Origin of the sequence: Extensimonas perlucida, from assembly GCF_007655255.1 — a bacterium.
Taxonomy (GTDB): Bacteria; Pseudomonadota; Gammaproteobacteria; order Burkholderiales; family Burkholderiaceae_C; genus Extensimonas; species Extensimonas perlucida.
In genome coordinates this window covers 13,624-35,585 of record NZ_VMYE01000015.1, presented here as the reverse complement: position 1 = coordinate 35,585, position 21,962 = coordinate 13,624, and the positions used below count along the sequence as shown (strand labels likewise).

The window sequence follows — 21,962 nt, the reverse complement described above, 5'->3', positions numbered from 1 at the left end:
CGGAATGGATACAGCGGCTGCCGAGGTCGTGCAACGCATCGCCGCGCTACTGCCGCAAACGCAGTGCACACGCTGCGGCTACCCGGATTGCGCAGCCTACGCGCAGGCCATTGCCGTCGGCGAGGCGGCCATCAACCGCTGCCCGCCCGGCGGTGCCGAAGGCGTGGCGCGGCTTGCGGCGGCCACGGGCCAGCCGGTGCTGCCGCTTGCCCCCGAGTGTGGCCAGGAAACGGCGCGCAGCGTGGCCTTCATCGACGAAAGCGCCTGCATTGGCTGCACCCTGTGCCTCAAGGCCTGCCCAACCGACGCCATCGTGGGCACGAACAAGCGCATGCACACCGTGATCGAGGCGCATTGCACCGGCTGCGAGCTTTGCCTGCCCGCATGCCCCGTCGATTGCATACACCTCGCCAACGTCAGCGGCGCGGCTACAGGCTGGGCTGCCTGGTCGCAGGCGCAGGCCGACGCTGCGCGTGAGCGCTATGCGCGGCGCCAGCACAGACTGGCGCAGAAAGTTGCTCCTGTGCCCCCGCCCCGCCCTGCGGCCACGGAGTCAGCGCACGCAACGACAGGTGCACCACAAGCGGCCCCTTCTGCCCCGCCTTCTGCCCAGGCGCGCCAGGCGGCCATTGCCGCGGCCCTCGAGCGTGCGCGCCAAAAGCGTATGGGCAGCTGAAGCTGTTGCCGCCCTCACGCCACATCACCACCCCTGCCCAGTTGCGCGAGCAAAGCGGCCACGGCCTGCGCCGTGGCGTCGGCTGCGCCGCGGTGGGTTTGGGCGAACGCTTGCGCCTGCACGCGTGCCTGTGCAAGCCGCGCACCGTCGAGCGCGAGTGCGCATGCTGCCTGCACACCCTGGCGCAGGTCTGCCACGCGCAGCGCGGCACCGGCTTCGCAGGCGCATTGCGCCGCCTCGGCAAAGTTGAAGGTATGGGGGCCAAGCACTACAGGGCAGCCGCAGGCCGCGGCCTCGATCAGATTCTGGCCGCCCAGCGGCGCAAAGCTGCCGCCGAGCAGCGCCACGTCCGCCAGCGCGTAGTAAGCCTGCATCTCGCCCAGCGAGTCGCCCAGCCATACGTCTGCGGGCACAGGTGCATCCGTCCAGGAACTGCGCCGCGCGACGCTCAAGCCCGAGCTCTGCATCAGCGCAGCCACCTCGTCGAAGCGCTGCGGGTGGCGCGGCACGATCAGCCATTGCACTTGCGCCGCGTGGTCTGAGGGGCCTGAGGCCTGCGCGGAAACTTCTGAATCGATAGCTGCTTGCGCTTGATACACCTGCGCTAAATGGCATTTTCTTTCAAAAATCGGGGCGACGGCCTGCAGCCACATCGCCTCCTCGCCTTCGCGGCTGCTCGCGAGCATGACGACGGGGCGCGGGCTGTGCGCGCGCCAGGCTTGGCCGAGTGCAAGCTGCGCGGCGTCGGGGCGCAGGTCGAACTTGAGGTTGCCCAGCACCGCCTGCACGGGCGCGCCCAGGCTGCGCAGGCGCCGCGCGTCGTCCTCGGTCTGCGCCCATACGGCCGTGAGGCTGCGGTACGCGGGCACGGCCAGCGCGCGCAAACGCCGCGCGCGGCGCCAGGACGTTTCGTTGAACCGCGCATTCGCGAGCACGAGCGGGACGCCCAGCGCCTTGCAGCCCGCGACCAGGTTGGGCCAGACCTCGGTTTCCATGAGGATGCCGAGCGCGGGCCGAAAGGTGCGCAAAAAGCGCCCCACGGCGGCGCGCGTGTCCCACGGCTGCCAGACTTGCACATCGCCGGGCTGCAGCAGCTTCGCGCCTTCGGCGCGGCCCGTCGCGGTGCCGTGCGTGAGCAGCAGGCGCATGCCGGGCAGCCGCGCGCGCAAGGCCGCGATCAGGATCGCCGCGGCGCGCGTTTCGCCCAGCGACACCGCGTGCACCCAGACCCAGGGCGCGTCGGCGTGGGCGGGCTCGGCCTGCCGCAGCGGGCGCAGCACCTCAGGCGCATAACGCCCGAAACGCTCGCCCACGGCCTGCGCGTAGCCAGGCTCGGCGCGTGCCCGGCGGCGCAGCTTGCGCCGCAGCAGCGGCTGGGCGAGCCAGGTCAGCGCTGCATAAAGGCGCAGCGCGAGCCAGGCCATCACGGGATGCGGCACGGATGTGGTGGCGGGCTCCATGGCCGGAGCGCCTGCGCTGAGGCAATCAGAATGCAAAGCCAGGCGTGCGCTCAATGCGCCGCCGCGCCGATCTGCGCATCGGGCTTGACGCGGCGCAGCAGCGCGAGCATGTCAGCCTCGATGCGCGCGAGCGCCTCGGGCGTGTGGCCTTCGAAGCGCAGCACCAGCACCGGCGTGGTGTTGCTCGCGCGGATCAGGCCGAAGCCGTCGGGCCAGTCCACGCGCAGGCCGTCTATGGTGTTGATCTGCGCAGGCGGGCTGAAATACTGCGGCGCAAGCGCCTGCAGCTCGGCCGTGACGCGGTGCGGCTCGCCCTCGGCGCACGCCACGTTGAGCTCGGGCGTGGAGTGGCTCGTGGGCAGCGCATCGAGCACGGCGCTCGGGTCGGGGCTGCGGCTCAAAATCTCGAGCAGACGGCAGCCCGCGTAGGTGCCGTCGTCGAAGCCGTACCAGCGTTCTTTGAAGAAGATGTGGCCGCTCATCTCGCCGCCCAGCGGCGCGTTGATTTCACGCATCTTGGCCTTGATGAGCGAATGGCCGGTCTTGAACATCACGGGCACTCCGCCTGCGGCCGCGATCGCGGGCGCGAGGCGCTGCGTGCATTTGACATCGAACACGATGGCGCCGCCCGGCACGCGCTGCAGCACGTCCTGCGCAAACAGCATGATCTGGCGATCGGGGAAGATGTTGTTGCCGTCCTTGGTGACGATGCCCAGCCGGTCGCCGTCGCCGTCGAAAGCCAGGCCCAGCTCGGCGTCGCTGTCCTTGAGCGCAGCGATGAGGTCGCGCAGGTTCTCGGGCTTGCTTGGGTCGGGGTGGTGGTTCGGGAAGCTGCCATCGACCTGCGAAAACAGCTCCACCACGTCGCAGCCCAGCGCGCGGAAAATCCCCGGCGCCGAGGCGCCTGCGACGCCGTTGCCGCAATCGACGACGATCTTCATGCGGCGCGCGAGGTGCACGTCGCCGACGATGCGCGCGGTGTACGCCGGCAGCACATCCACCTGCCGCACCGCGCCGCCGGGCGCGAGCTGCCAGCTTTCAGACTCCATGCTGCGACGCAGCGCCTGGATGTCGTCACCGTAGATAGCGCGGCCACCGAGCACCATCTTGAAGCCGTTGTGGTCGCGCGGGTTGTGGCTGCCCGTGACCTGGATGCCGCTCGTGCACAGCGTGGCGGCGGCGAAATACAGCATGGGCGTGGTCACCATGCCCACGTCGATCACTTCCAGGCCCACATCGACCAGGCCCGCGATCAGCGCCGCCGCGAGCGCCGGCCCAGACAAGCGCCCGTCGCGCCCCACGGCCACCGTGCCCTCCCCTTGCGCGCGCACCGCCATGCCGAAGGCGCGCCCCAGGCCGCGCGCGGTGTTCTCGTCGAGGGTCGCGGGCACGACGCCGCGGATGTCGTAGGCTTTGAAAATCGCGGGATTCACTTGCACGGGCGGGCCTTTCGTTCCGTAGGAGTCGGGAAAATCAGCAGAGTCAGGGTGAAGCGGCATTGTAGGCGGCGCCCCTGCACCGCCCTGCCCCGGCGCAGCGCGGCGCCGGCGCCCCCTGCCCACGCCGCATAGGGGCAAGGTCAAAGGAATTCGGGCGACTGCACCGTGAGCAGCACGGTCTCGCCGCGCTCCTGCCGCTCGCGGTAGCGCAGCCACCACACGGCCCCTTTGCGCACCGAACATTCGCCCGAGCGCAAGCCCATGAGTTCGGCGATGGTCTGGCCCAGCGTGGGCTGGTGGCCGACGATAAGCACTGCGCCGCGCGCCTCGGGCCAGCGTGCGAGCTCGAGCACGTCCTGCGCGCTCGCGCCGGGCAGCAGTTCCGCGCGCAACTTGAACTTGCGCCCCAGCGCCTGCGCGGTCTGCTCGGTGCGCCGCGCGGGGCTTGCAAACACGCGCAAACCCTGCGGCAGCTGCCGGTCGAGCCAGGCGCCCATGCGCTCGGCCTGTTTCTCGCCGCGCGGTGTGAGGGCACGTGCCACGTCGTCCATGCCGTCGGCGGCTTCTTCGGCCTCGGCGTGCCGCCAGAGAATCAAGTCCATCATGCTTCTTCCGATTTCGTAGCGCCATAGCGCGCCATGAGGGCGTTTTGCGCGCCTTTGCCGGTCTGCGGGTGCGGCGGGGGCGCGTAGTGCCCGTCGGCCTGCAGCGTCCAGGCGTCGCGGTCGTCGTACAGGTACGCAACCAGGGATTCGTCGATGATCTGCTGGCGCAGCGCCGCGTCGGTCACAGGCCAGGCGAGCTCCACGCGGCGCAGCATGTTGCGGTTCATCCAGTCGGCGCTCGAAAGGTACAGGTCCTCCTGCAAGCCGGCGCGGAAGTAGAACACGCGGCTGTGCTCCAAAAAGCGCCCGATGATGGAGCGCACACGGATGTTGTCGCTCACGCCCGGCACCTGCGCAGGCAGCATGCAGGCGCCGCGCACGATCAGGTCTATGCACGCACCCTGCTGGCCGGCGCGCAGCAGCGCGTGGATCAAAGCCTCGTCCGTGAGCGCGTTGGTCTTGACGACGATGCGCGCGTCCTCGCCACGGCTCGCCGCCTGGCCCACGCGCTCGACGAAAGCCAACAAGCGGCGGTGCAGGTGGAAAGGCGCCAGAATGAGCTTGCGCAGGCGCGGCGGCCGGTTTTGGCTGGCCAGGTGGTTGAACACGCCGTCCATCTCCGCGGTCAGTTGCGTGTCGGCCGTGAAGTAACCCAAGTCGGTATAGAGCCGCGCGGTGCGCGCGTTGTAATTGCCCGAGGAAAGATGACCGTAGCGGCGCAGCTGGCGCCCCTCGCGGCGCGTGACGAGCAGCATCTTGGCATGCGTCTTGAGCCCGACCACGCCATACACCACCTGCGCGCCTACGGATTCGAGCGCCTCGGCCCAGTTGATATTGGCCTCCTCGTCGAAGCGCGCCTTGAGCTCCACCACCGCCATGACTTCTTTGCCGCGGCGCACAGCCTCGCCGAGCAGGCGCATGAGTTCGGAGTCGCGCCCGCCGGTACGATAAATGGTCTGCTTGATCGCGAGCACCTGCGGGTCTTCGACCGCCTCACGCAGAAAGGCGAGCACGCCGTCGAAGCTCTCAAAAGGCTGGTGGATCAGCACGTCGCGCTCGCGCAATTGCGCGAAGATCGAGGCGCCTGCGACGAGCTGGCGCGGCCACACGGGATTCCACGGCGCAAACAGCAGCGCCGGGTCGTTGACCAGATCGACGAGCTGCGTGAGCCGCACCAGGTTCACGGGCCCGTGCACGCGGTACAGCGCGGCTTCTGGCAGGTCGAACTGGCGCAGCAAAAAGTCCGAAAGAAACTTCGAACAACCGGCCGATACCTCGAGCCGCACCGCCTCGCCGTAATGCCGCTGCTGCAGCCCCTGGCGCAAGGCCGTGCGCAGGTTGCGCACATCCTCTTCGTCGAGCGCGAGGTCAGAGTGGCGCGTGACGCGAAATTGTGAAAACTCCGTCACTTCGCGCCCCGGGAAAAGGTCAGCCAGATGCGCACGCACGATGCTCGAGATGCTCGCAAACAGCATTTGTTTGGGGCTGTCGCCGGGGATGCGCACGATGCGCGGCAGCGCGCGCGGCACCTTGACGATGGCGACCTCGTTTTCGCGCCCGAAGGCATCGCGCCCCTTGAGGCGCACGATGAAGTTCAACGACTTGTTGGCCACCTGCGGGAACGGGTGCGCCGGATCGAGTCCCACGGGTACCAGCAGCGGGCGCACCTCGCGCCGGAAATACGCGCTCACCCAGCGTTTGTGCGCGGCGCTGCGCTCGCTGTGCGCAAGGATACGGATGCCATGCGCCGCGAACGCCGGCACCAGCACCTGGTTGTAGAGCGCATACTGGCGCGCCACCAGGTCATGCACCTTGGCCGCGAGCGCCTCGAACGAGGCCACGGTGTAGAGCCCCTCGGTTTCTCCGTGTTTGACCGCGTTGACATGAGGCTCCGCGCGCACCTCGAAAAATTCGTCGAGGTTCGACGAGACGATGCACAGAAAGCGCAAGCGCTCGAGCAAAGGCACGTCGTCGCGCACGGCCCAGTCGAGCACGCGCTCGTTGAAGGCAAGGATGCTGTGGTCGCGGTCGAGCAAGGTGACGGGCTGTACGGCCACTACCCCTGCGGCGCGGGGCGCATGCGCTTTCGTGGTCTTTGCAGTGAGCGCGGGCGAATCCTCCAGCTCTGCTGAACGATCGACCTGAGCGTCGTCCATGGGTTGCGCGGGCGCGAGGGATTCTTTGGGGTGGGCCATGGGTTTGCAAGCAACGAGAAGGGTCGAAACGCAAACCTTCGATCGTCGAACAATTCAATGTCATTCATATGACAAGTCACACACCAGATCAAGGCTGTTCCTGTCCCTTCTTTATTGGGTCTTTTCTGCACTGGCATTGTGCAGAAAAAAACCCAAGCCGGACGTCACGCCTGCACAGGCAACGCAACGGCCTTGCCTGCGCCGGTGGCGACCCGCCGCACCGGCCATTGCAGCAACTCCAACCGCCCGTCCACATGCTCGACCAAGGCCGTGTGGCTCTCTACCCAGTCACCGTCATTGCAATACAGAATGCCGTCGATCTCGCGCATTTCGGCACGGTGGATGTGGCCGCAGACCACGCCCTGGTGCCCGCGCCGCCGTGCCTCTGTGGCTACGGCAACCTCGAAGTCAGTCACGTAATTCAGGGCTTTTTTGACCTTGCCCTTGAGGTAGGCCGACAGCGACCAATACGGCAGGCCCAGGCGTGCGCGCAGCGTGTTCAGGTGGCGGTTGAGCCTGAGGGTGAACTCATAGAGATTGTCGCCCACATAGGCGAGCCACTTCGCGCACTGGATCACACCATCGAAATAATCGCCATGCGTGATCCAGAGCCGGCGGCCATCTGCCGTCAGGTGCACGGCATCTTCCACCACCTCGATGCCGCCAAACGAGTGATCGACGAAAGCACGCGCGAATTCGTCATGGTTGCCGGGCACGAAGACGACGCGGCAGCCCTTGCGCGCACGGCGCAGCAGCTTTTGCACGACGTCGTTGTGCGCCTGTGGCCAAAACCATTTGCGCCGCAGTTGCCAGCCATCGACGATGTCGCCCACGAGGTAGAGGTAGTCGCTCGAATGGTGGCGCAGAAAATCGAGCAAGGCATGCGCCTGGCAGCCCGGCGTGCCCAGGTGCAGGTCGGAGATGAACACGGCGCGGTAGTGCTGCGGCGGCGCAGACGCTGCGGGTGCATCGTCCTCGGTTCGCGCGCCAGCGGCTTCGTTCGTCGCATAGGCCATGCCGGCGCTCCAGGCAGCGGGGGCGTCGAACGCAGCGCGCATCAGGCACCCAGAAAGTGCTTGCGATAGCGCTGGGGCAAGTCGGCCAGGCGCATCATCAAGGGCAGGTCGGCGGTGTTGAAGTCCGGGTCCCACGCGGGTGCGCCGAGCACGCGCGTGCCCATGCGCAGGTAGCCTTTGATGAGCGCGGGCGGCTCGACCTGCAGGCTGGCGTCGAGCTGCTCCACGGGCAGTGGCAGGCGCGGGCGCACCTGGTATTCGATGGGCGCAAGATGCGTTTGGCGCAATTGCGCCCAGATGCTCGCGGCCACGTCGCCACCGGCCACGCCGTTGTGCATCATGGGGATGCTGCCGCAGCCTATCATGGTGTCGAGCTGGTTGCGCACCATGAAGTCGCCCAGCGCGCCCCACAGCGCCATGATCACGCCGCCCTGGCGGAAATCGGGGTGTACGCAGCTGCGGCCCAGCTCCACCATGCGCTCGCGCAGGCCGCGCAGGCGCGTGAGGTCGAATTCGGTATCGCTGTAGGTGCTGCCCACGCGCCGCGCCTGCGCCGGGGTCAGGACGCGGTAGGTGCCTATGACTTCCTGCGTGGCCTGCGCGCGCACCACCAGGTGCTCGCAATAGTCGTCGAACAGGTCGATGTCGTGCTCGGGCACGGGCGTCGTCAGGCGTGCGCCCATTTCACGCACGAACACCTCGTACCTCAGCCGCTGCGCCGCGCGGACTTCGTCGAGGTGCCGCGCCCACGCCACTTCAATCCCTTTGCCCGCAGACGCAGGCTGCGCCGCACCATCCGCATGGCCCGGGCGGTGAAGTGACCCCCTGGGCAGGGAAATGGGCGACAGGGGCAGCGTAGGGCTGGGCAACTCGTTCATGGACAACTCTCCTTTGGAAAACGGTGATCAAGGCAAAAACCAAGCCATTCGCGGGGAATATGGTTTTTCGTCATCCCAGTGTGGTTGTCACGAATGACGAGATGGTGTCAATGCGATGGCGGTTGCATGACAGTTCCGCGGGTCCGTGCCCATTCGAGACGCTGCCGAACGCTTCGTAAAATAGAGCGCCTTACGCCTGAAAGACGGAGTAAATCTGAGATTTACGCTGTTTATTCACCGCTTGAAGCGATACCCCACACCGGTCTCGGTCAGCAGGTGCTTGGGCATCGCAGGCACCTGCTCGATCTTTTTGCGCAGGTTGGCCATGTGCACGCGCACGTAGTGGGTGTCTTCGGCGTGGCCTGGTCCCCAGACGGCCTTTAGCAGTTGACGGTGCGTGATCACCCGATCTGGCTGCGCTGCCAGATAGGTGAGCAGTTTGTATTCGATGGGCGTGAGGTGCAGTGTCTGGCCGGCGCGCTCCACCACGCGCCCCACCAAATCGATGCGGATGTCACCGAATGTGAGTACCGGCTCACCTGCGGGGGACTGCTGCAGATGGCGGCGCAACTGCGCGCGCACGCGCGCCAGCAGTTCGCCGGCGCCAAAGGGCTTGACCAGATAGTCGTCCGCGCCGGTGTCGAGTGCGGCGATTTTGTCTGCCTCCTGGCTGCGTGCCGAAAGCACCAGTACCGGCACGGCCGACCACTGGCGCAGCGCTCGCACCACTTCCACGCCGTCGCCATCTGGCAGCCCGAGGTCCAGCACCAGCAGGTCCGGGCGGCGCGTTGCGGCCTCGATCAACCCGCGCTTCACGCTGTCGGCCTCGAACACCTCATACCCTTCGGACTCCAGCGCCAGGCGCACGAAGTGGCGGATTTCCGCCTCGTCCTCGACGACCAGGATGCGGCTGCGCAATGCGGTCATGGTCTAGAACCTGTTCATGAAAGGATCATGAACAGGTTTTTACTCCTTCCACACTGCCGTCGTCTGCAGGCGGCGTGCCACGCGGCAGCTCGATGGTGAAGCGTGCGCCCGCCACCCGCCCCTGTTCGATGCGGTTTTCCCCGCGGATGCGACCGCCGTGCGCAAGCACGATGGCACGGCAGATCGCGAGGCCCAGACCCACACCAGGTGTCGCACTCTCGCGCGTGCCTCGTTCGAATTTTTCGAAGAGTGCCTCCTCGCGTCCCGGCGGCAGACCCGGCCCGTCGTCGTCTATGGTGATGGTGACGTAAGCCCCTGAGGGCTTGCCCGCAATGCGCACGGGCGTGCCGGGCGGCGTATATTTGGCGGCGTTTTCGAGCAGATTGACCAGCACGCGCTCGATCAGCACGGCGTCGAATTCGAGCAGCGGCAGGTCATCGGCCAACTGCACGCTCACGGGCCGCTCGCGCAGCGCCGGCGCGCAGGCCGCGAGCGCTGCCCCCACCACTTCTTCGAGCGGCTGCCAGGCACGGTGGAGTTGCACCCCGCCGGCCTCCAGCCGTGCCATGTCGAGCAGGTTATTGACCAGCGCACTCATGCGCAGCGCCGATGCGCGGATCGAAAGCGCGATCTCGTGCTGCCCGCTGGGATCGCGTCCTGACGCTTGTGCCATGAGCAGCGCATCCGCAAGCCCCACCAATGCGGCCAGCGGCGTGCGCAGGTCGTGCGAGATCGCCGACAGCAGCGAATTGCGCAGGCGTTCGGACTCGATCTGCAAAGTGCTCTTTTGCGCCACGTCGATGTAGTGGATGCGCTCGAGCGAAATCGCGAGCAGCGACGCGCAGGTCTCGAGCAGGCGCCGTTGCTCCGGCCCCAGCGCCTGCGCACCTGCCGCCGGCTCGATCGCGAGCACACCGCGCTGGCGCATTGGCGCTTTCAGCGGCAGCACCAGGCAGCGGCTGGCCGGCAACGTATCGGTGCCATGACCGGCAGCCTCGCCATGGTCGAAAGCCCATTGCGCCACCCCATCATCGACCTCGACCTCGCCGCCGGGCAGTGGGTGCAGGCGCTCGTCGTCGTCAGCTTCAAGCAAGGTAGCGCGCGCGCCGAATTCCGCCGCAAGAAAGCGCGCCCCGATCTCAGCCACCTGTGCGGGCAGTAGCGCCGCCGACAGGTCGCGCGACATTTCATAGAGCCCGCGCACGCGGTGCTCGCGCAAGGTGGCCGCCTCGGCCTGTACCTTCAGTCCGGCCATGAGTTGGCCTACCACGAGGGCTACGACCAGCATCACGGCAAAAGTGACGAGGTATTGGACATCGCTCACCGCAAATGAGAAGTGCGGCGCGACGAAGAAAAAATCGAACAAGCCGACACCGAGGAAGGCCGCCAATACGGCTGGCCCGCGCCCCCAGCGCAGCGCCACACCAACCACCGCAAGCAAAAACAGCATCACGATGTTGGTCAGCTCGAGCATACCCGTCAGGGGCGTGGCGAGCGCAGCCACCAACGCGCAGGCCCCGGCAGCCGCCACATAACCCTGCCAGTGCAGGGGAGCGTCCTCGGCTGGGCGGTGCGCGTGCCGCAGCGGACGCTTGCTTGCTCCCATCACGGGCAATGCAACCTGCAACACATCGAGATCATCGGCCAGCGCAGCAACACGCTCTGCCAGTGGCGCGGCCAACGGCCAGTACCGGCGCCGCTCGCTGCGGCCGACCACCAGCCGCACGAGGTTGTGCTCGCGCGCGTAGCGCACCAGTGCAGGCGCCAGTTCGGGCGCGCTGGGCGTGGCGGTGACGGCCCCAAGTTCCTCGGCCAGCTTCAGTACCCGCAATACACGCTCGTGTTGGGCTTCCGGCAGGCGCTGCATCGCGGGCGTTTCCACATGCACTGCATGCCAGGGCACGTCGAGCTGCGCCGCCAGGCGCGCGCAGCTGCGCACCACTTTTTCCGCGTGCCCGCCCGCACCGACGCAGGCGAGCAAAGCCTCGCGGTTGGGCCACACCGCTTGCACGGCGCTTTGGCGCCGATAGACCTGCATTTCGACATCGACGCGGTCGGCGGTGCGGCGCAAGGCCAGTTCGCGCAGCGCCAGCAAGTTGCCCTTGCGAAAGAAATTGGCCGCCGCGCGCTCGGCCTGCTGCGGCAGATACACCTTGCCTGCCCTGAGGCGATCGAGCAGCTCGTCGGGCGGCAGATCGACCACCACCACCTCGTCGGCTTCGTCGAATACGCGATCGGGCACCGTCTCCCAGACGCGGATGCCGGTAATGCCGCTGACGACGTCGTTCAAACTCTCGAGATGCTGCACGTTCATCGTCGTCCAGACGTCCACGCCCGCCTGCAGCAGTTCTTCGACGTCCTGCCAGCGCTTGGGGTGGCGCGAGCCGGGCGCGTTGCTGTGCGCCAGTTCGTCGAGCAGCACCAGCGCCTGCGGGTGCGCGGCGCCAAAGGCCAGCGCTGCGTCGAGGTCGAATTCCCGCAGCACGCGATCGCGGTACGGCACTGCCTTGAGCGCCAGCCGCGGCAGCCCCCTGGCCATGGCCTCGGTGTCGGCGCGGCCATGCGTCTCGACCACGCCGATCACGAGCGCCAAGCCCTGCGCCTGCGCGACGTGCGCGGCGGCCAGCATCGCCCAGGTCTTGCCCACGCCCGGCGAAGCGCCGAAAAATATCTTCAACCGCCCGCGCCGCGCATGCTCCTCCTCTGCCTGCACGCGCTGCAGCAAGGCATCGGGATCGGGGCGTTCGGGCGCATCCGTCATGGCAGCCGAATATCAACGCGCCGCTTCACAACCAGCCGGCGCGCTTGAAGCGCCAGTAGAGGATGCCTGCAGCGGTGGCGATCAGGCCCAGGGCGAAGGGATAGCCGTAAGCCCACTTGAGCTCGGGCATGTGCTCGAAATTCATGCCCCAGATACCGGCCAGCGCCGTCGAGACGGCAAAAATCGCTGCCCACGCGGCGAGCCGCTTGGTCACCTCCGACTCGTCGATCGTGACCAGGGAAAGGTTGACCTGCATCGCCATGCCAATGGTGTCGCGGATCGCGTCGATCGCTGCGTTCATGCGCGCCAGGTGGTCGTGAATGTCGCGGAAATACTCCTGGGTGCTCAGGCAGACCTCGGGCACGCGCCCGCCGTGCAGCTTGCCCGCGGCTTCGAGCAGTGGCGCCACGGCATGGCGCAGCACACTCGCGCGGCGCTTGAGCGCATACAGCCGCTGCACGTTCGAGCGCGCCGCGCCGCCTTCGAAAATTTGCGACTCGATCTCCTCGAGGTCGGTTTCGATTTGCTCGAGGATGGGAAAGTACCTGTCCACCACCGCGTCCATCAGCGCATACAGCACGAACCCTGCGCCATGCCGCAGCAGCTGGGGCTCGTGCTCGCAGCGTGCGCGCACACCGAGAAAGTTCTGGCTGCTGCGGTTGCGCACCGAGAGCACGAAGTTCGCACCGACGAAGATCGCCACTTCGCCGATTGCTATGCCTTCAGTAGCTTTCTCGGCAATAGGAGCGGAGTCTGAAGGCATTTCGAGCAAGTGCATGACGACGAACACCATGGCACCGTATTCCTCGATCTTGGGCCGCTGGTGGCCATGCAGCGCGTCCTCCACGGCAAGCTCGTGCAGGCTGAACTCCTGCTGCATCTGGCGCAACTCCGGCTCGGTGGCGTCGCGCAAGGCGACCCACACGAAGCAGCCAGGGCGATCGAGATGGTGCCGAATCTCCTGCACGGGAATGTCGGCGAGTTTCTTCCCCTCCTGATAGACGACGCAGTTGATCAGCACGAGCATTCCTTGTTCGCAGGCACCCCACGGGGCGGGAGATCGAGTATGCATTGCCCGACCTCGGCACAGGTTTTTTCAGCGGCGCAAGGCATCGAGCGCCAGATTGAGTTCGAGCACCTGCACGCGCGGCTCGCCGAAGAAGCCCCACTGGCGCCCTGCGGTGTGCTGCGCCACGATGGCACGCACCTGCTCGACGCCAAGGCCGCGGGCGCGCGCGACGCGGCCCGCCTGGTACGCAGCCGCCTCGGGGCTGATGTGCGGGTCCAGGCCGCTGGCCGACGCCATGACCAGGTCGGCGGGCACGGGCAGCGGGTTGCCCGGATCGGCCGCGCGCAGCGCCTGCACGCGCGCCTGCACGGCCTGGGCCAGCGCAGGATTCAAAGGCCCTTGGTTCGAGCCCGAAGACGCTGCGGCGTTGTAGGGATACGGCCCGGTCGCCGAAGGACGGCCCCAGAAGTATTGCGGCGCGCTGAAGTTCTGCCCGATCAGGGCCGAACCCACGGATTTGCCGTCCCGGTAGATCAGGCTGCCGGCAGCCGCGTCGGCAAAGGCCAGCTTGCCTATGCCCGTTACCACCAGCGGATAGAACACCCCGGTGAGCAGGGTCAGCAAAACGAAGAGGGTGAGCGCCGGGCGCAGAAGTGTTTTCATGGCGTGATCTCCTTCAGTGGAATGCGGCCAGCAGCATGTCGATCAACTTGATACCCACGAAGGGCGCGACCAGACCGCCTAAACCATAAATGAGCAGGTTGCGGCGCAGCAGCACGGCTGCGCCCAGCGGCCGGTACTTGACGCCCTTGAGCGCCAGCGGGATCAAGCACATGATGATCAGCGCGTTGAAGATCACCGCCGAGAGGATGGCCGAACCCGGTGTCGCGAGCCCCATCACGTTCAGCGCCGCGAGCTGCGGATAGGTGCTGACGAAGGCTGCCGGGATGATCGCGAAGTATTTGGCCACGTCGTTGGCGATGCTGAAGGTGGTGAGCGAGCCGCGCGTCATCAGCATCTGCTTGCCCGTCTCGACCACTTCGATCAGCTTGGTCGGATTGCTGTCCAGATCCACCATGTTGCCGGCTTCCTTGGCCGCCTGCGTGCCGGTGTTCATGGCCACCGCGACGTCGGCCTGCGCCAGCGCGGGCGCGTCGTTGGTGCCGTCGCCCGTCATGGCCACGAGGCGGCCCTGCGCCTGGTACTCGCGGATGCACTGCAGCTTGGCCTCGGGCGTGGCCTCGGCCAGAAAGTCATCGACGCCGGACTCGGCCGCAATGGCAGCCGCCGTCAGGCGGTTGTCGCCGGTCACCATCACCGTCTTGATGCCCATGCGGCGCAGTTCGGCAAAGCGCTCCTTGATGCCGCCCTTGACAACGTCCTTGAGCTCGATCGCACCGAGCACACGCTTGCCATCGGCCACCACGAGCGGGGTGCTGCCGCGCCGCGCGACCTCATCGACCACGCTTTGCAGCGCGGGCGGAAACTGACCCCCGAGCGCCTCCACGTGCCGGCGGATCGCATCTGCCGCGCCCTTGCGCAGGCAGCGCCCATCGGCCAGATCGACGCCGCTCATCCTTGTTTGCGCCGTGAAGTGCACGAACTGCGCCCCGAGCGCCGCCACGTCACGTTCGCGCAGCTGGAACTTCTGCTTGGCCAGAACCACGATGCTGCGCCCTTCGGGCGTTTCGTCGGCCAGAGAGGCGAGCTGCGCGGCGTCGGCGAGTTCGGCCTCCTGCACGCCGGCTGTGGGCAAAAATGCCGAAGCCTGGCGGTTGCCCAGCGTGATGGTGCCGGTCTTGTCCAACAGCAGCACATCCACGTCACCCGCCGCCTCGACCGCGCGGCCCGAGGTGGCGATCACGTTGGCCTGCATCATGCGGCTCATGCCTGCCACGCCGATGGCCGAGAGCAGGCCGGCGATGGTGGTCGGAATCAGGCACACCAGCAAGGCCACCAACGCCGTCATGCTGATGGGTGTGCCGGCACCGGCGGCATGGACGCTGAACAGCGAGTAGGGCAGCAGCGTCACCGTGACACCCAGAAAGACGATGGTCAGGGCCACCAACAGAATGGTCAGCGCGATCTCGTTGGGCGTCTTCTGCCGCTTGGCGCCTTCCACCATCGCGATCATGCGGTCGACGAAGGTTTCTCCGGGGTTCACGGTGACCTCGATCACCAGCCAGTCCGAGAGCACGCGCGTGCCCCCGGTGACGGAGGCAAAATCCCCGCCCGACTCACGGATCACCGGGGCCGATTCGCCGGTGATCGCGGACTCGTCCACCGAGGCCACGCCTTCGATCACCTGGCCGTCGGCCGGGATGAGCATGTTGGCATCGACGCGCACGATGTCGCCCTTGCGCAGATCGCTCGCCGGCACCATGCTCCACTGCGCGTCGGCATGCCGGCCTTGCAGTTTTTTGGTCCAGGTGTCTTTTTTCAGGCCGCGCAGCGCGGCCGCCTGCGCCTTGCTGCGCCCTTCGGCCAAGGCCTCAGCAAAATTGGCGAACAGCACCGTGAACCAGAGCCACAGCGCCACGGCCAGGATGAAGCCGACCGGCGCCTCGCCCTGGCCGAACAACGCCTGCACGCCGAGCACGGTGGTCAGCATGCTGCCGACATAGACGACGAACATCACCGGATTGCGCCATTGCGCAGCGGGGTGGAGCTTTTTGCATGCGTCCAAGATGGCCGGCATCAGCAGCGCCGGGTCGAACATGCGCAATTGAGGGTGTGACATGGAAGGTTCCTCCTGCTCAATGGCTTGCAAAAAGCATCAAGTGCTCCACCACCGGGCCCAATGCGAGCGCAGGCACGTAGTTGAGCGCCCCGACCAGCAGCACGACGCCGATCAGCAGCACGACGAACAGCGGGCCGTGCGTGGGCATGGCGCCGGCGTGCACGGCGACGCGCTTCTTGGCGGCCAGCGAGCCCGCGAGCGCCAGCACCGGCACGATCACGCCAAAGCGCCCGAACCACATCGCCAGCCCCAGCAGAACGTTGTAGAAAGGTGTGTTGGCCGACAGACCGGCAAAAGCGCTGCCGTTGTTGTTGGCCGCCGAGGTGAAGGCGTAGAGAATTTCCGAAAACCCGTGCGCGCCCGGGTTGGCGACGCCCGCCACGCCGGCAGTGCTGAGCGCCGCGATCGCCGTACCGACCAACACCAGCAGCGGCGTCACGAGGATGGCGATGGACACCATCTTCATGTCGTAGGCCTCGATCTTCTTGCCCAGGTATTCGGGCGTGCGGCCAATCATCAGGCCAGCAATGAACACCGCCATGACGGCGAACACCAGCATGCCATAGAGCCCCGTGCCTACGCCGCCGAACACCACCTCGCCCAGCATCATGTCTAAAAGAGGCACGAGGCCGCCCAAGGGCATGAAGGAGTCGTGCATCGCGTTCACCGCGCCGCACGAGGCCAGCGTGGTGACGGTGGCGAACAGACCGCTGTCGGCAATGCCAAAGCGCGTTTCCTTGCCCTCCATGTTGCCCGCAGCGGCACTGACGCCGTGCTGGGTCAGCAAAGGGTTGGCCTGCTGCTCGAACGACATGGCGGCCACGGCGAGCACGACGAACATCAGCGCCATGGCAATGAGCACGGCCCAGCCCTGGCGCCGGTCACCCACCATGTGCCCGAAGCTCAGGCACAGCGCTGCGGGGATGATGAAGATCGCCAGCATCTGCACGAAATTCGCCAGCGGCGTCGGGTTTTCATAAGGATGCGCAGAATTGGCGTTGAAAAAGCCCCCGCCGTTGGTGCCCAGCAGCTTGATGGCCTCCTGCGAGGCGACCGGCCCCATGGGCAAGGTCTGCGTGCGGCTTTCGGCGGGCTCGGTGACGGGCGCACCTTGGGCGTCCAGCACCGGTTGCCCCTGGGCATCCAGCTTCGGAGCATCGTAGTGCGTGACCTCTACCGTAGCCACCTCACGGTAGGCATCGAAGTTCTGGATCACGCCCTGCCCCATCAGGAACGCGGCGAACAGCAGCGCCAGCGGCAGCAGCACGTAGAGCGTGGCGCGCGTCAAGTCCACCCAGGCGTTTCCCACCGTCAATACCGTACGTCGCGCAAAGCCACGGATCAGCACGATGACGACGACGATGCCGGTGGCTGCGGAAAGGAAGTTCTGCACGGCCAGGCCCAGCATCTGCGTGAGGTAGCTCATCGTGGATTCGCCCGCATAGCCCTGCCAGTTGGTGTTCGTGACAAAGCTAACGGCGGTGTTGAAGGCCGAGTCCGCGCTCACGTTGGCCATGGACTGCGGGTTGAGCGGCAGCCAGGCTTGCAGGCGCTGCAGCGCGTACACCGCCACGAAGCCGCACAGGTTGAACAGCAAAATGGCCAGCGCGTAGGACTTCCAACCCATTTCCTCGTGCGGCCGCACGCCGCTCGCGCGGTACAGCAAAGCCTCCAGGCGGGCCCCCAGGCGCACGGCAAAGCCGCGGCCCTCCATCACGTCGGCGATGTAGCGCCCGAGCGGCACCGCAGCGAGCAGCAGCACCGCCAAGAACACCCCGAGCAAAGTCCAGGCATGCGCGCTCATGAGAAGTCCTCCGGATGCAGCAATGCAGCCACCAGATAGACCAGCAGGCCCACGGCGATGATGCCGCCCAATACATAGGTCCAGGTCATTGCTCGAGCCCTCCGAGCTTGGCGCAGCCCAGCGTCAGGCCCACCAGCGCGAGCCACATCAGGGCCATGAGTGCGAGATATGCGATGTCCATTTTTCATCCTCCTTGGCCCGTGCGAAGACGGGCTATGAGGATGCTATGGAGCCGGGCGTCAAGATGATGAAAATTTACGCGCGGGGCGTGTCAAGAAGACATCAAGAAGACCTGTCCGAAGCCGCTACACCGCCCCGCTCACCTGCGCCCAGAGTTTTTCGAGGCGCTTGAGGCTCACGGGCTGGGGGGTGCGCAGCTCTTGCGCGAAAAAGCTCACGCGCAGCTCTTCGAGCATCCAGCGCAGCTCCTGCATGCGCGCGTCGGCGCGGCCCTTGCGCTCGGCGAGCAGGCGCCAGTAACGCTGCTCGTGCGGGCGCAGCTCGGCGAGCTTGGCGGCGTCGCGCGCGGGGTCGCTGCGCACCTTTTCCAGGCGCAGCACGATGGCCTTGAGGTAGCGCGGAAAGTGCGCGAGCTGCGCCCAGGGCGTGGCACCGAGGAAATTTTGGGGCAGCAGGCGCTGCAATTGCTGCTGCGCGTCCTGCACCGCCTCGGGGGCGTTTTTCGTGTCCTTGAGCTTGCGCAGCGCACTCGCGTATTCGAGCAGGATCGCGCCCGCGAGCCGCGCGACTTCGTTGGCGATGAGCGTGAGGCGTGCGCGGCCTTCTTCGAGACGGCGCGCGAAGGCCGCGGCGTCGGTGGGCAGCGGCTCGAGCAGGAAGGCGCGCTCGAGCGCCAGGTCGATGATCTGCGCGCGCAGCTCCTCCTGCGTGCCCAGCGGCAGGTAGGCGATGGCCATTTTTTGCAGATCGGGGATGTTTTTTTCGAGGTACTTGAGCGCATCGCGCAGCTGCAGCGCAAACAGGCGCCGCAGGCCCGCGCGGTGCTTGGCCGCAGCGAGTTCGGGCTCGTCGAAGACTTCGATGGTCACGGCGTCACCCACGTCGATCAGCGCCGGAAAGCCGATCAGGGTCTGCGCGCCCTGGCGGATCTCCATGAGCTCGGGCAGCGCGCCGAAAGTCCAGGCGGTGTAGCGTTCGCCAGCGCGCGCGGCCTGCTCGGGGCTTGGCGCAGCGGCGGCAGCGGCACTGGCGGATGGGCGCGCCGCGACCGGCGCGGCGGAAACTCCTTTTTTGCTAGCTGCTTGTGCTTGCTGTACCTTGGCTTGAGGCCGATTTGGCTCTAATTTTTCGGGCGCGGGCACAGCAGCGGGCTCTGGCGCCGCACGCCGCAGCGCCGCGAGCGCCTGGAACGCGCCGCGCGCCTGCGCGCCCCACTCGGCCTTGAGCGCGCCGAGGTTGCGGCCCTGGCCGAGCTGGCGGCCGTGCTCGTCGACCACGCGAAAGTTCATGAACAGGTGCGGCGCGAGCATGTCGAGCTTGAAGTCGGCGCGCTGCACGTCGAGCGAGGTCTGCTCACGCACCTCGCGCAGCAGCGCGTCGATCAGGCTGCCCTGGCCGAAGCGCTCGGGCGTGCCGAGCAAGGCCGCCAGGCGCGCGGCAGACTCGGGCAGCGGCACGAAGCGCGAACGCGGGCGCTGCGGCAGGCTTTTGAGCAGCGCCTGGATTTTGTCCTTGAGCATGCCGGGCACGAGCCACTCGCAGCGCTCCTCGCTCACCTGGTTGAGCACGAACAGTGGCACGGTGACGGTGATGCCGTCGCGCGGGTCGCCGGGCGCGTGCAGGTAACTGGCCGCGCAATCGACGCCGCCCAGGCGCACGCTGCGCGGAAAGGCATTGCCCGTGATGCCCGCGGCCTCGTGGCGCATGAGCTCCTCGCGCGTGAGGCGCAGCAAGTCGGGCTGCGCGCGGCTCGCCGTGCGCCACCAGGCTTCGAACTCGGCGCCGCTGCAGATGTCGGGCGGGATGTGCTGGTCGTAAAAGGCGTAGATCAGCTCCTCATCGACGAGCACGTCCTGGCGGCGCGCCTTGTGTTCGAGCTCCTGCACCTGCGCGATCAGCTTGCGGTTCGCGGCCAGAAAAGGCAGGCGCGTATCCCACTCGCCCGCGACCAGCGCCTCGCGGATGAAAATCTCGCGCGCCGCGTGCGGGTCGGCCTTGCCGAAGTTCACGCGCCGGCCGCTATAGACGACGATGCCGTAGAGCGTGGCGCGCTCGAAGGCGACGACCTCGGCACGTTTTTTCTCCCAGTGCGGGTCGAGCAGCTGTTTTTTGAGCAAATGGCTGCCAAGCTGTTCGAGCCACTGCGGCTCGATCGCCGCGATGCCGCGGCCATACAGGCGCGTGGTTTCGACCAGCTCGGCCGCGACGATCCAGCGCCCCGGCTTTTTCGACAAGTGCGCACCCGGGTGGCGGTAAAACTTGATGCCGCGCGCGCCCAGATACCAGTCGTCCTCGTCGCTCTTGACGCCCACGTTGCCCAGCAGGCCGCTGAGCAGCGCGCAGTGGACTTGCTCGTAGCTCGCGGGCTGCGTGTTGAGGTGCCAGCCGTGCTCGGTGACCACGGTGAGCAGCTGGCTGTGGATGTCGCGCCACTCGCGCAGGCGGCGCACGCTGATGAAGTTCTGGCGCAAGAGCGCCTCGTACTGGCGGTGGCTGAGTTTGTGCGTGGGGTGCGCAGCGGCTTCGGCGGGCGCAGGCGCTGCGGACGGTGCCGCTGCCGCCGCCAGCGTCCGCTGCGTCACGGGCAGCGCGGCGTGCGCGCCCCGGCCCTGGCGCGCTGCGGCGGCTTGCTGTTTGGCTTGGGCGCGCGCCGAGGGCAGCGTGGGCAGGCTGCCGCCGCGCGCCTCGTGGATCCAGCGCCAGAGCTTGAGGTAGCTGCTGAATTCGCTCTTGTCGTCGTCGAACTTGGCGTGCGCCTGGTCGGCCTGCTGCTGCGCGGCGAGCGGGCGGTCGCGCACATCCTGCACGGACAGCGCCGCCGCGATCACGAGCACCTCGTCGAGCGCCTGGCGCTCGCGCGCCTCCAAAATCATGCGGCCCACGCGCGGATCGAGCGGCAGGCGCGCGAGCTGCTCACCCATGGGCGTGAGCGCGCCCGCTTCATCGACCGCACCGAGCTCGCTGAGCAACTGGTAGCCGTCGGCGATCGCGCGGCCTGAGGGCGCGTCGAGGAAAGGGAACTGCGCCACGTCGCCCAGGCGCAGCGCAGCCATGCGCAAAATCACGCCCGCGAGCGAGCTGCGCAAAATTTCGGGGTCGGTAAAGCGCGGGCGGCTCTGAAAGTCGGCCTCGTCATAGAGCCGCAGGCAAATGCCGTGGGCCACGCGCCCGCAACGCCCGGCGCGCTGGTTTGCCGCGGCCTGGCTGATGGGCTCGATCAATAGCTGCTCCACCTTGCTTCTGAAGCTGTAGCGCTTCACGCGCGCCGTACCTGCATCAATGACGTATCTTATGCCTGGCACGGTGAGCGAGGTCTCGGCCACGTTGGTCGCAAGCACGATGCGCCGTTGGCCGTGGGGTGCAAAGATTTTTTGCTGCTCGGCCTGCGACAGGCGCGCAAACAGCGGCAGCACCTCAGCATTGCGCAGCAGCGGCTGGTGCGCGAGGTGCTTGCGCAGGTGGTCTGCGGCCTCGCGGATTTCGCGCTCGCCCGGCAAAAAGACGAGGATGTCGCCGGGCGCATTGCCCGCCCAGAGCGCATCGACGCCGTCGGCGATCGCGTCGTTGAGGCCGTAGTCGCGGCTGTCCTCGAACGGGCGCCAGCGGATTTCGACCGGGTAGGTGCGCCCCGACACCTCGATCACCGGCGCGGGCCCCTGGGCCGAGGCAAAGTGCCGCGCGAAGCGCTCGGCGTCTATGGTGGCCGAGGTCACCACCACTTTGAGGTCGGGCCGGCGCGGCAATATCTGGCGCAGGTAGCCGAGCAGAAAGTCGATGTTCAGGCTGCGCTCGTGCGCCTCGTCGATGATGATGGTGTCGTAGGCCTGCAAGAGCGGGTCGGTCTGCGTCTCGGCCAGCAAAATGCCGTCGGTCATGAGCTTGACCGAGGCATCCCTGGAGAGCCGGTCGTGAAAGCGCACCTTGTAGCCCACCACCTCGCCCAGCGGTGTGTGCAGTTCCTCGGCGATGCGCTGCGCCACGCTGCTCGCGGCGATGCGGCGCGGCTGCGTGTGGCCTATGAGCCGCCCGCGCTGCCCCGGCGCGGCGTTGCACTTGCCGCGCCCCAAGGCCAGCGCCATCTTGGGCAGCTGCGTGGTTTTGCCCGAGCCCGTCTCGCCGCACACGATGATGACCTGGTGCGCCTGCATGGCGGCCATGATCTCGTCGCGGCGCGCCGATACGGGGAGAGACTCGGGGAATTCGATTTGCAGCGCCGGCCGGCTGGCGCTGGGGGAAGATGGAGCGTGCACGGGCGCGATTATACGAAGAACA

Annotated in this window: 15 protein-coding genes; 1 reads left to right on the top strand and 14 read right to left on the bottom strand. The window is 67.1% G+C overall.

All coding sequences use genetic code 11. The features are described from left to right. Nucleotides 1-4 precede the first annotated feature (4 nt). Nucleotides 5-676: an electron transport complex subunit RsxB gene (gene rsxB / locus FK527_RS12305; protein ID WP_144734262.1), complete on the top strand. Its 672-nt coding sequence runs from the start codon at nucleotides 5-7 to the stop codon at nucleotides 674-676. A gap of 14 nt (nucleotides 677-690) precedes the next feature. On the opposite strand, the gene FK527_RS12300 is transcribed toward rsxB, so the two are convergent. The 14 genes from FK527_RS12300 to hrpA form a co-directional block, all read right to left on the bottom strand. Beyond that, complete coding sequence (locus FK527_RS12300) at nucleotides 691-2,136, bottom strand: 3-deoxy-D-manno-octulosonic acid transferase (RefSeq protein WP_246072788.1); 1,446 nt, start codon at nucleotides 2,134-2,136, stop codon at nucleotides 691-693. A gap of 50 nt (nucleotides 2,137-2,186) precedes the next feature. After that, nucleotides 2,187-3,575 (bottom strand): phosphomannomutase/phosphoglucomutase, encoded by a 1,389-nt coding sequence (locus FK527_RS12295; RefSeq protein ID WP_144734259.1) that lies wholly within the window; start codon nucleotides 3,573-3,575, stop codon nucleotides 2,187-2,189. Nucleotides 3,576-3,715: 140 nt separating this feature from the next. Continuing rightward, complete coding sequence (locus FK527_RS12290; RefSeq protein ID WP_144734256.1) at nucleotides 3,716-4,180, bottom strand: SixA phosphatase family protein; 465 nt, start codon at nucleotides 4,178-4,180, stop codon at nucleotides 3,716-3,718. Next, a complete protein-coding gene (gene ppk1, locus FK527_RS12285; RefSeq protein WP_246072785.1) occupies nucleotides 4,177-6,375 on the bottom strand; it encodes a polyphosphate kinase 1 in 2,199 nt (732 codons plus the stop codon). The genes FK527_RS12290 and ppk1 overlap by 4 nt, the downstream gene beginning before the upstream one ends. A gap of 164 nt (nucleotides 6,376-6,539) precedes the next feature. Beyond that, nucleotides 6,540-7,433: a UDP-2,3-diacylglucosamine diphosphatase gene (locus FK527_RS12280; RefSeq protein WP_144734253.1), complete on the bottom strand. Its 894-nt coding sequence runs from the start codon at nucleotides 7,431-7,433 to the stop codon at nucleotides 6,540-6,542. Continuing rightward, nucleotides 7,433-8,269, bottom strand: coding sequence for a GNAT family N-acetyltransferase (locus tag FK527_RS12275; protein WP_144734250.1), 837 nt, complete (start codon nucleotides 8,267-8,269; stop codon nucleotides 7,433-7,435). Before FK527_RS12275 ends, FK527_RS12280 begins: the two co-directional genes overlap by 1 nt. 234 nt (nucleotides 8,270-8,503) lie before the next feature. Then, entirely contained in the window at nucleotides 8,504-9,196 is a 693-nt protein-coding gene (kdpE, locus tag FK527_RS12270; protein WP_144734247.1) for a two-component system response regulator KdpE, read from the bottom strand. Nucleotides 9,197-9,221: 25 nt separating this feature from the next. Beyond that, nucleotides 9,222-11,957: a DUF4118 domain-containing protein gene (locus FK527_RS12265; RefSeq protein ID WP_144734244.1), complete on the bottom strand. Its 2,736-nt coding sequence runs from the start codon at nucleotides 11,955-11,957 to the stop codon at nucleotides 9,222-9,224. A 25-nt stretch (nucleotides 11,958-11,982) separates the two neighbouring features. Beyond that, a complete protein-coding gene (locus FK527_RS12260) occupies nucleotides 11,983-12,978 on the bottom strand; it encodes a magnesium and cobalt transport protein CorA (protein ID WP_144734241.1) in 996 nt (331 codons plus the stop codon). 75 nt (nucleotides 12,979-13,053) lie between these two features. Then, on the bottom strand, nucleotides 13,054-13,629 hold the full coding sequence (kdpC, locus tag FK527_RS12255; RefSeq protein WP_144734237.1) for a potassium-transporting ATPase subunit KdpC: 576 nt from the start codon (nucleotides 13,627-13,629) through the stop codon (nucleotides 13,054-13,056). Nucleotides 13,630-13,642: 13 nt separating this feature from the next. Further along, on the bottom strand, nucleotides 13,643-15,706 hold the full coding sequence (kdpB, locus tag FK527_RS12250) for a potassium-transporting ATPase subunit KdpB (RefSeq protein WP_144734234.1): 2,064 nt from the start codon (nucleotides 15,704-15,706) through the stop codon (nucleotides 13,643-13,645). A gap of 16 nt (nucleotides 15,707-15,722) precedes the next feature. After that, a complete protein-coding gene (kdpA, locus tag FK527_RS12245; RefSeq protein ID WP_144734231.1) occupies nucleotides 15,723-17,510 on the bottom strand; it encodes a potassium-transporting ATPase subunit KdpA in 1,788 nt (595 codons plus the stop codon). Next, entirely contained in the window at nucleotides 17,507-17,599 is a 93-nt protein-coding gene (kdpF, locus tag FK527_RS12240) for a K(+)-transporting ATPase subunit F (RefSeq protein ID WP_144734228.1), read from the bottom strand. Before kdpF ends, kdpA begins: the two co-directional genes overlap by 4 nt. Nucleotides 17,600-17,815: 216 nt before the next feature. Further along, the gene (gene hrpA, locus FK527_RS12235; RefSeq protein WP_246072790.1) at nucleotides 17,816-21,847 is read right to left on the bottom strand and encodes an ATP-dependent RNA helicase HrpA; all 4,032 of its coding nucleotides are present in this window, start codon (nucleotides 21,845-21,847) and stop codon (nucleotides 17,816-17,818) included. Between the last annotated feature and the right edge of the window lie 115 nt (nucleotides 21,848-21,962).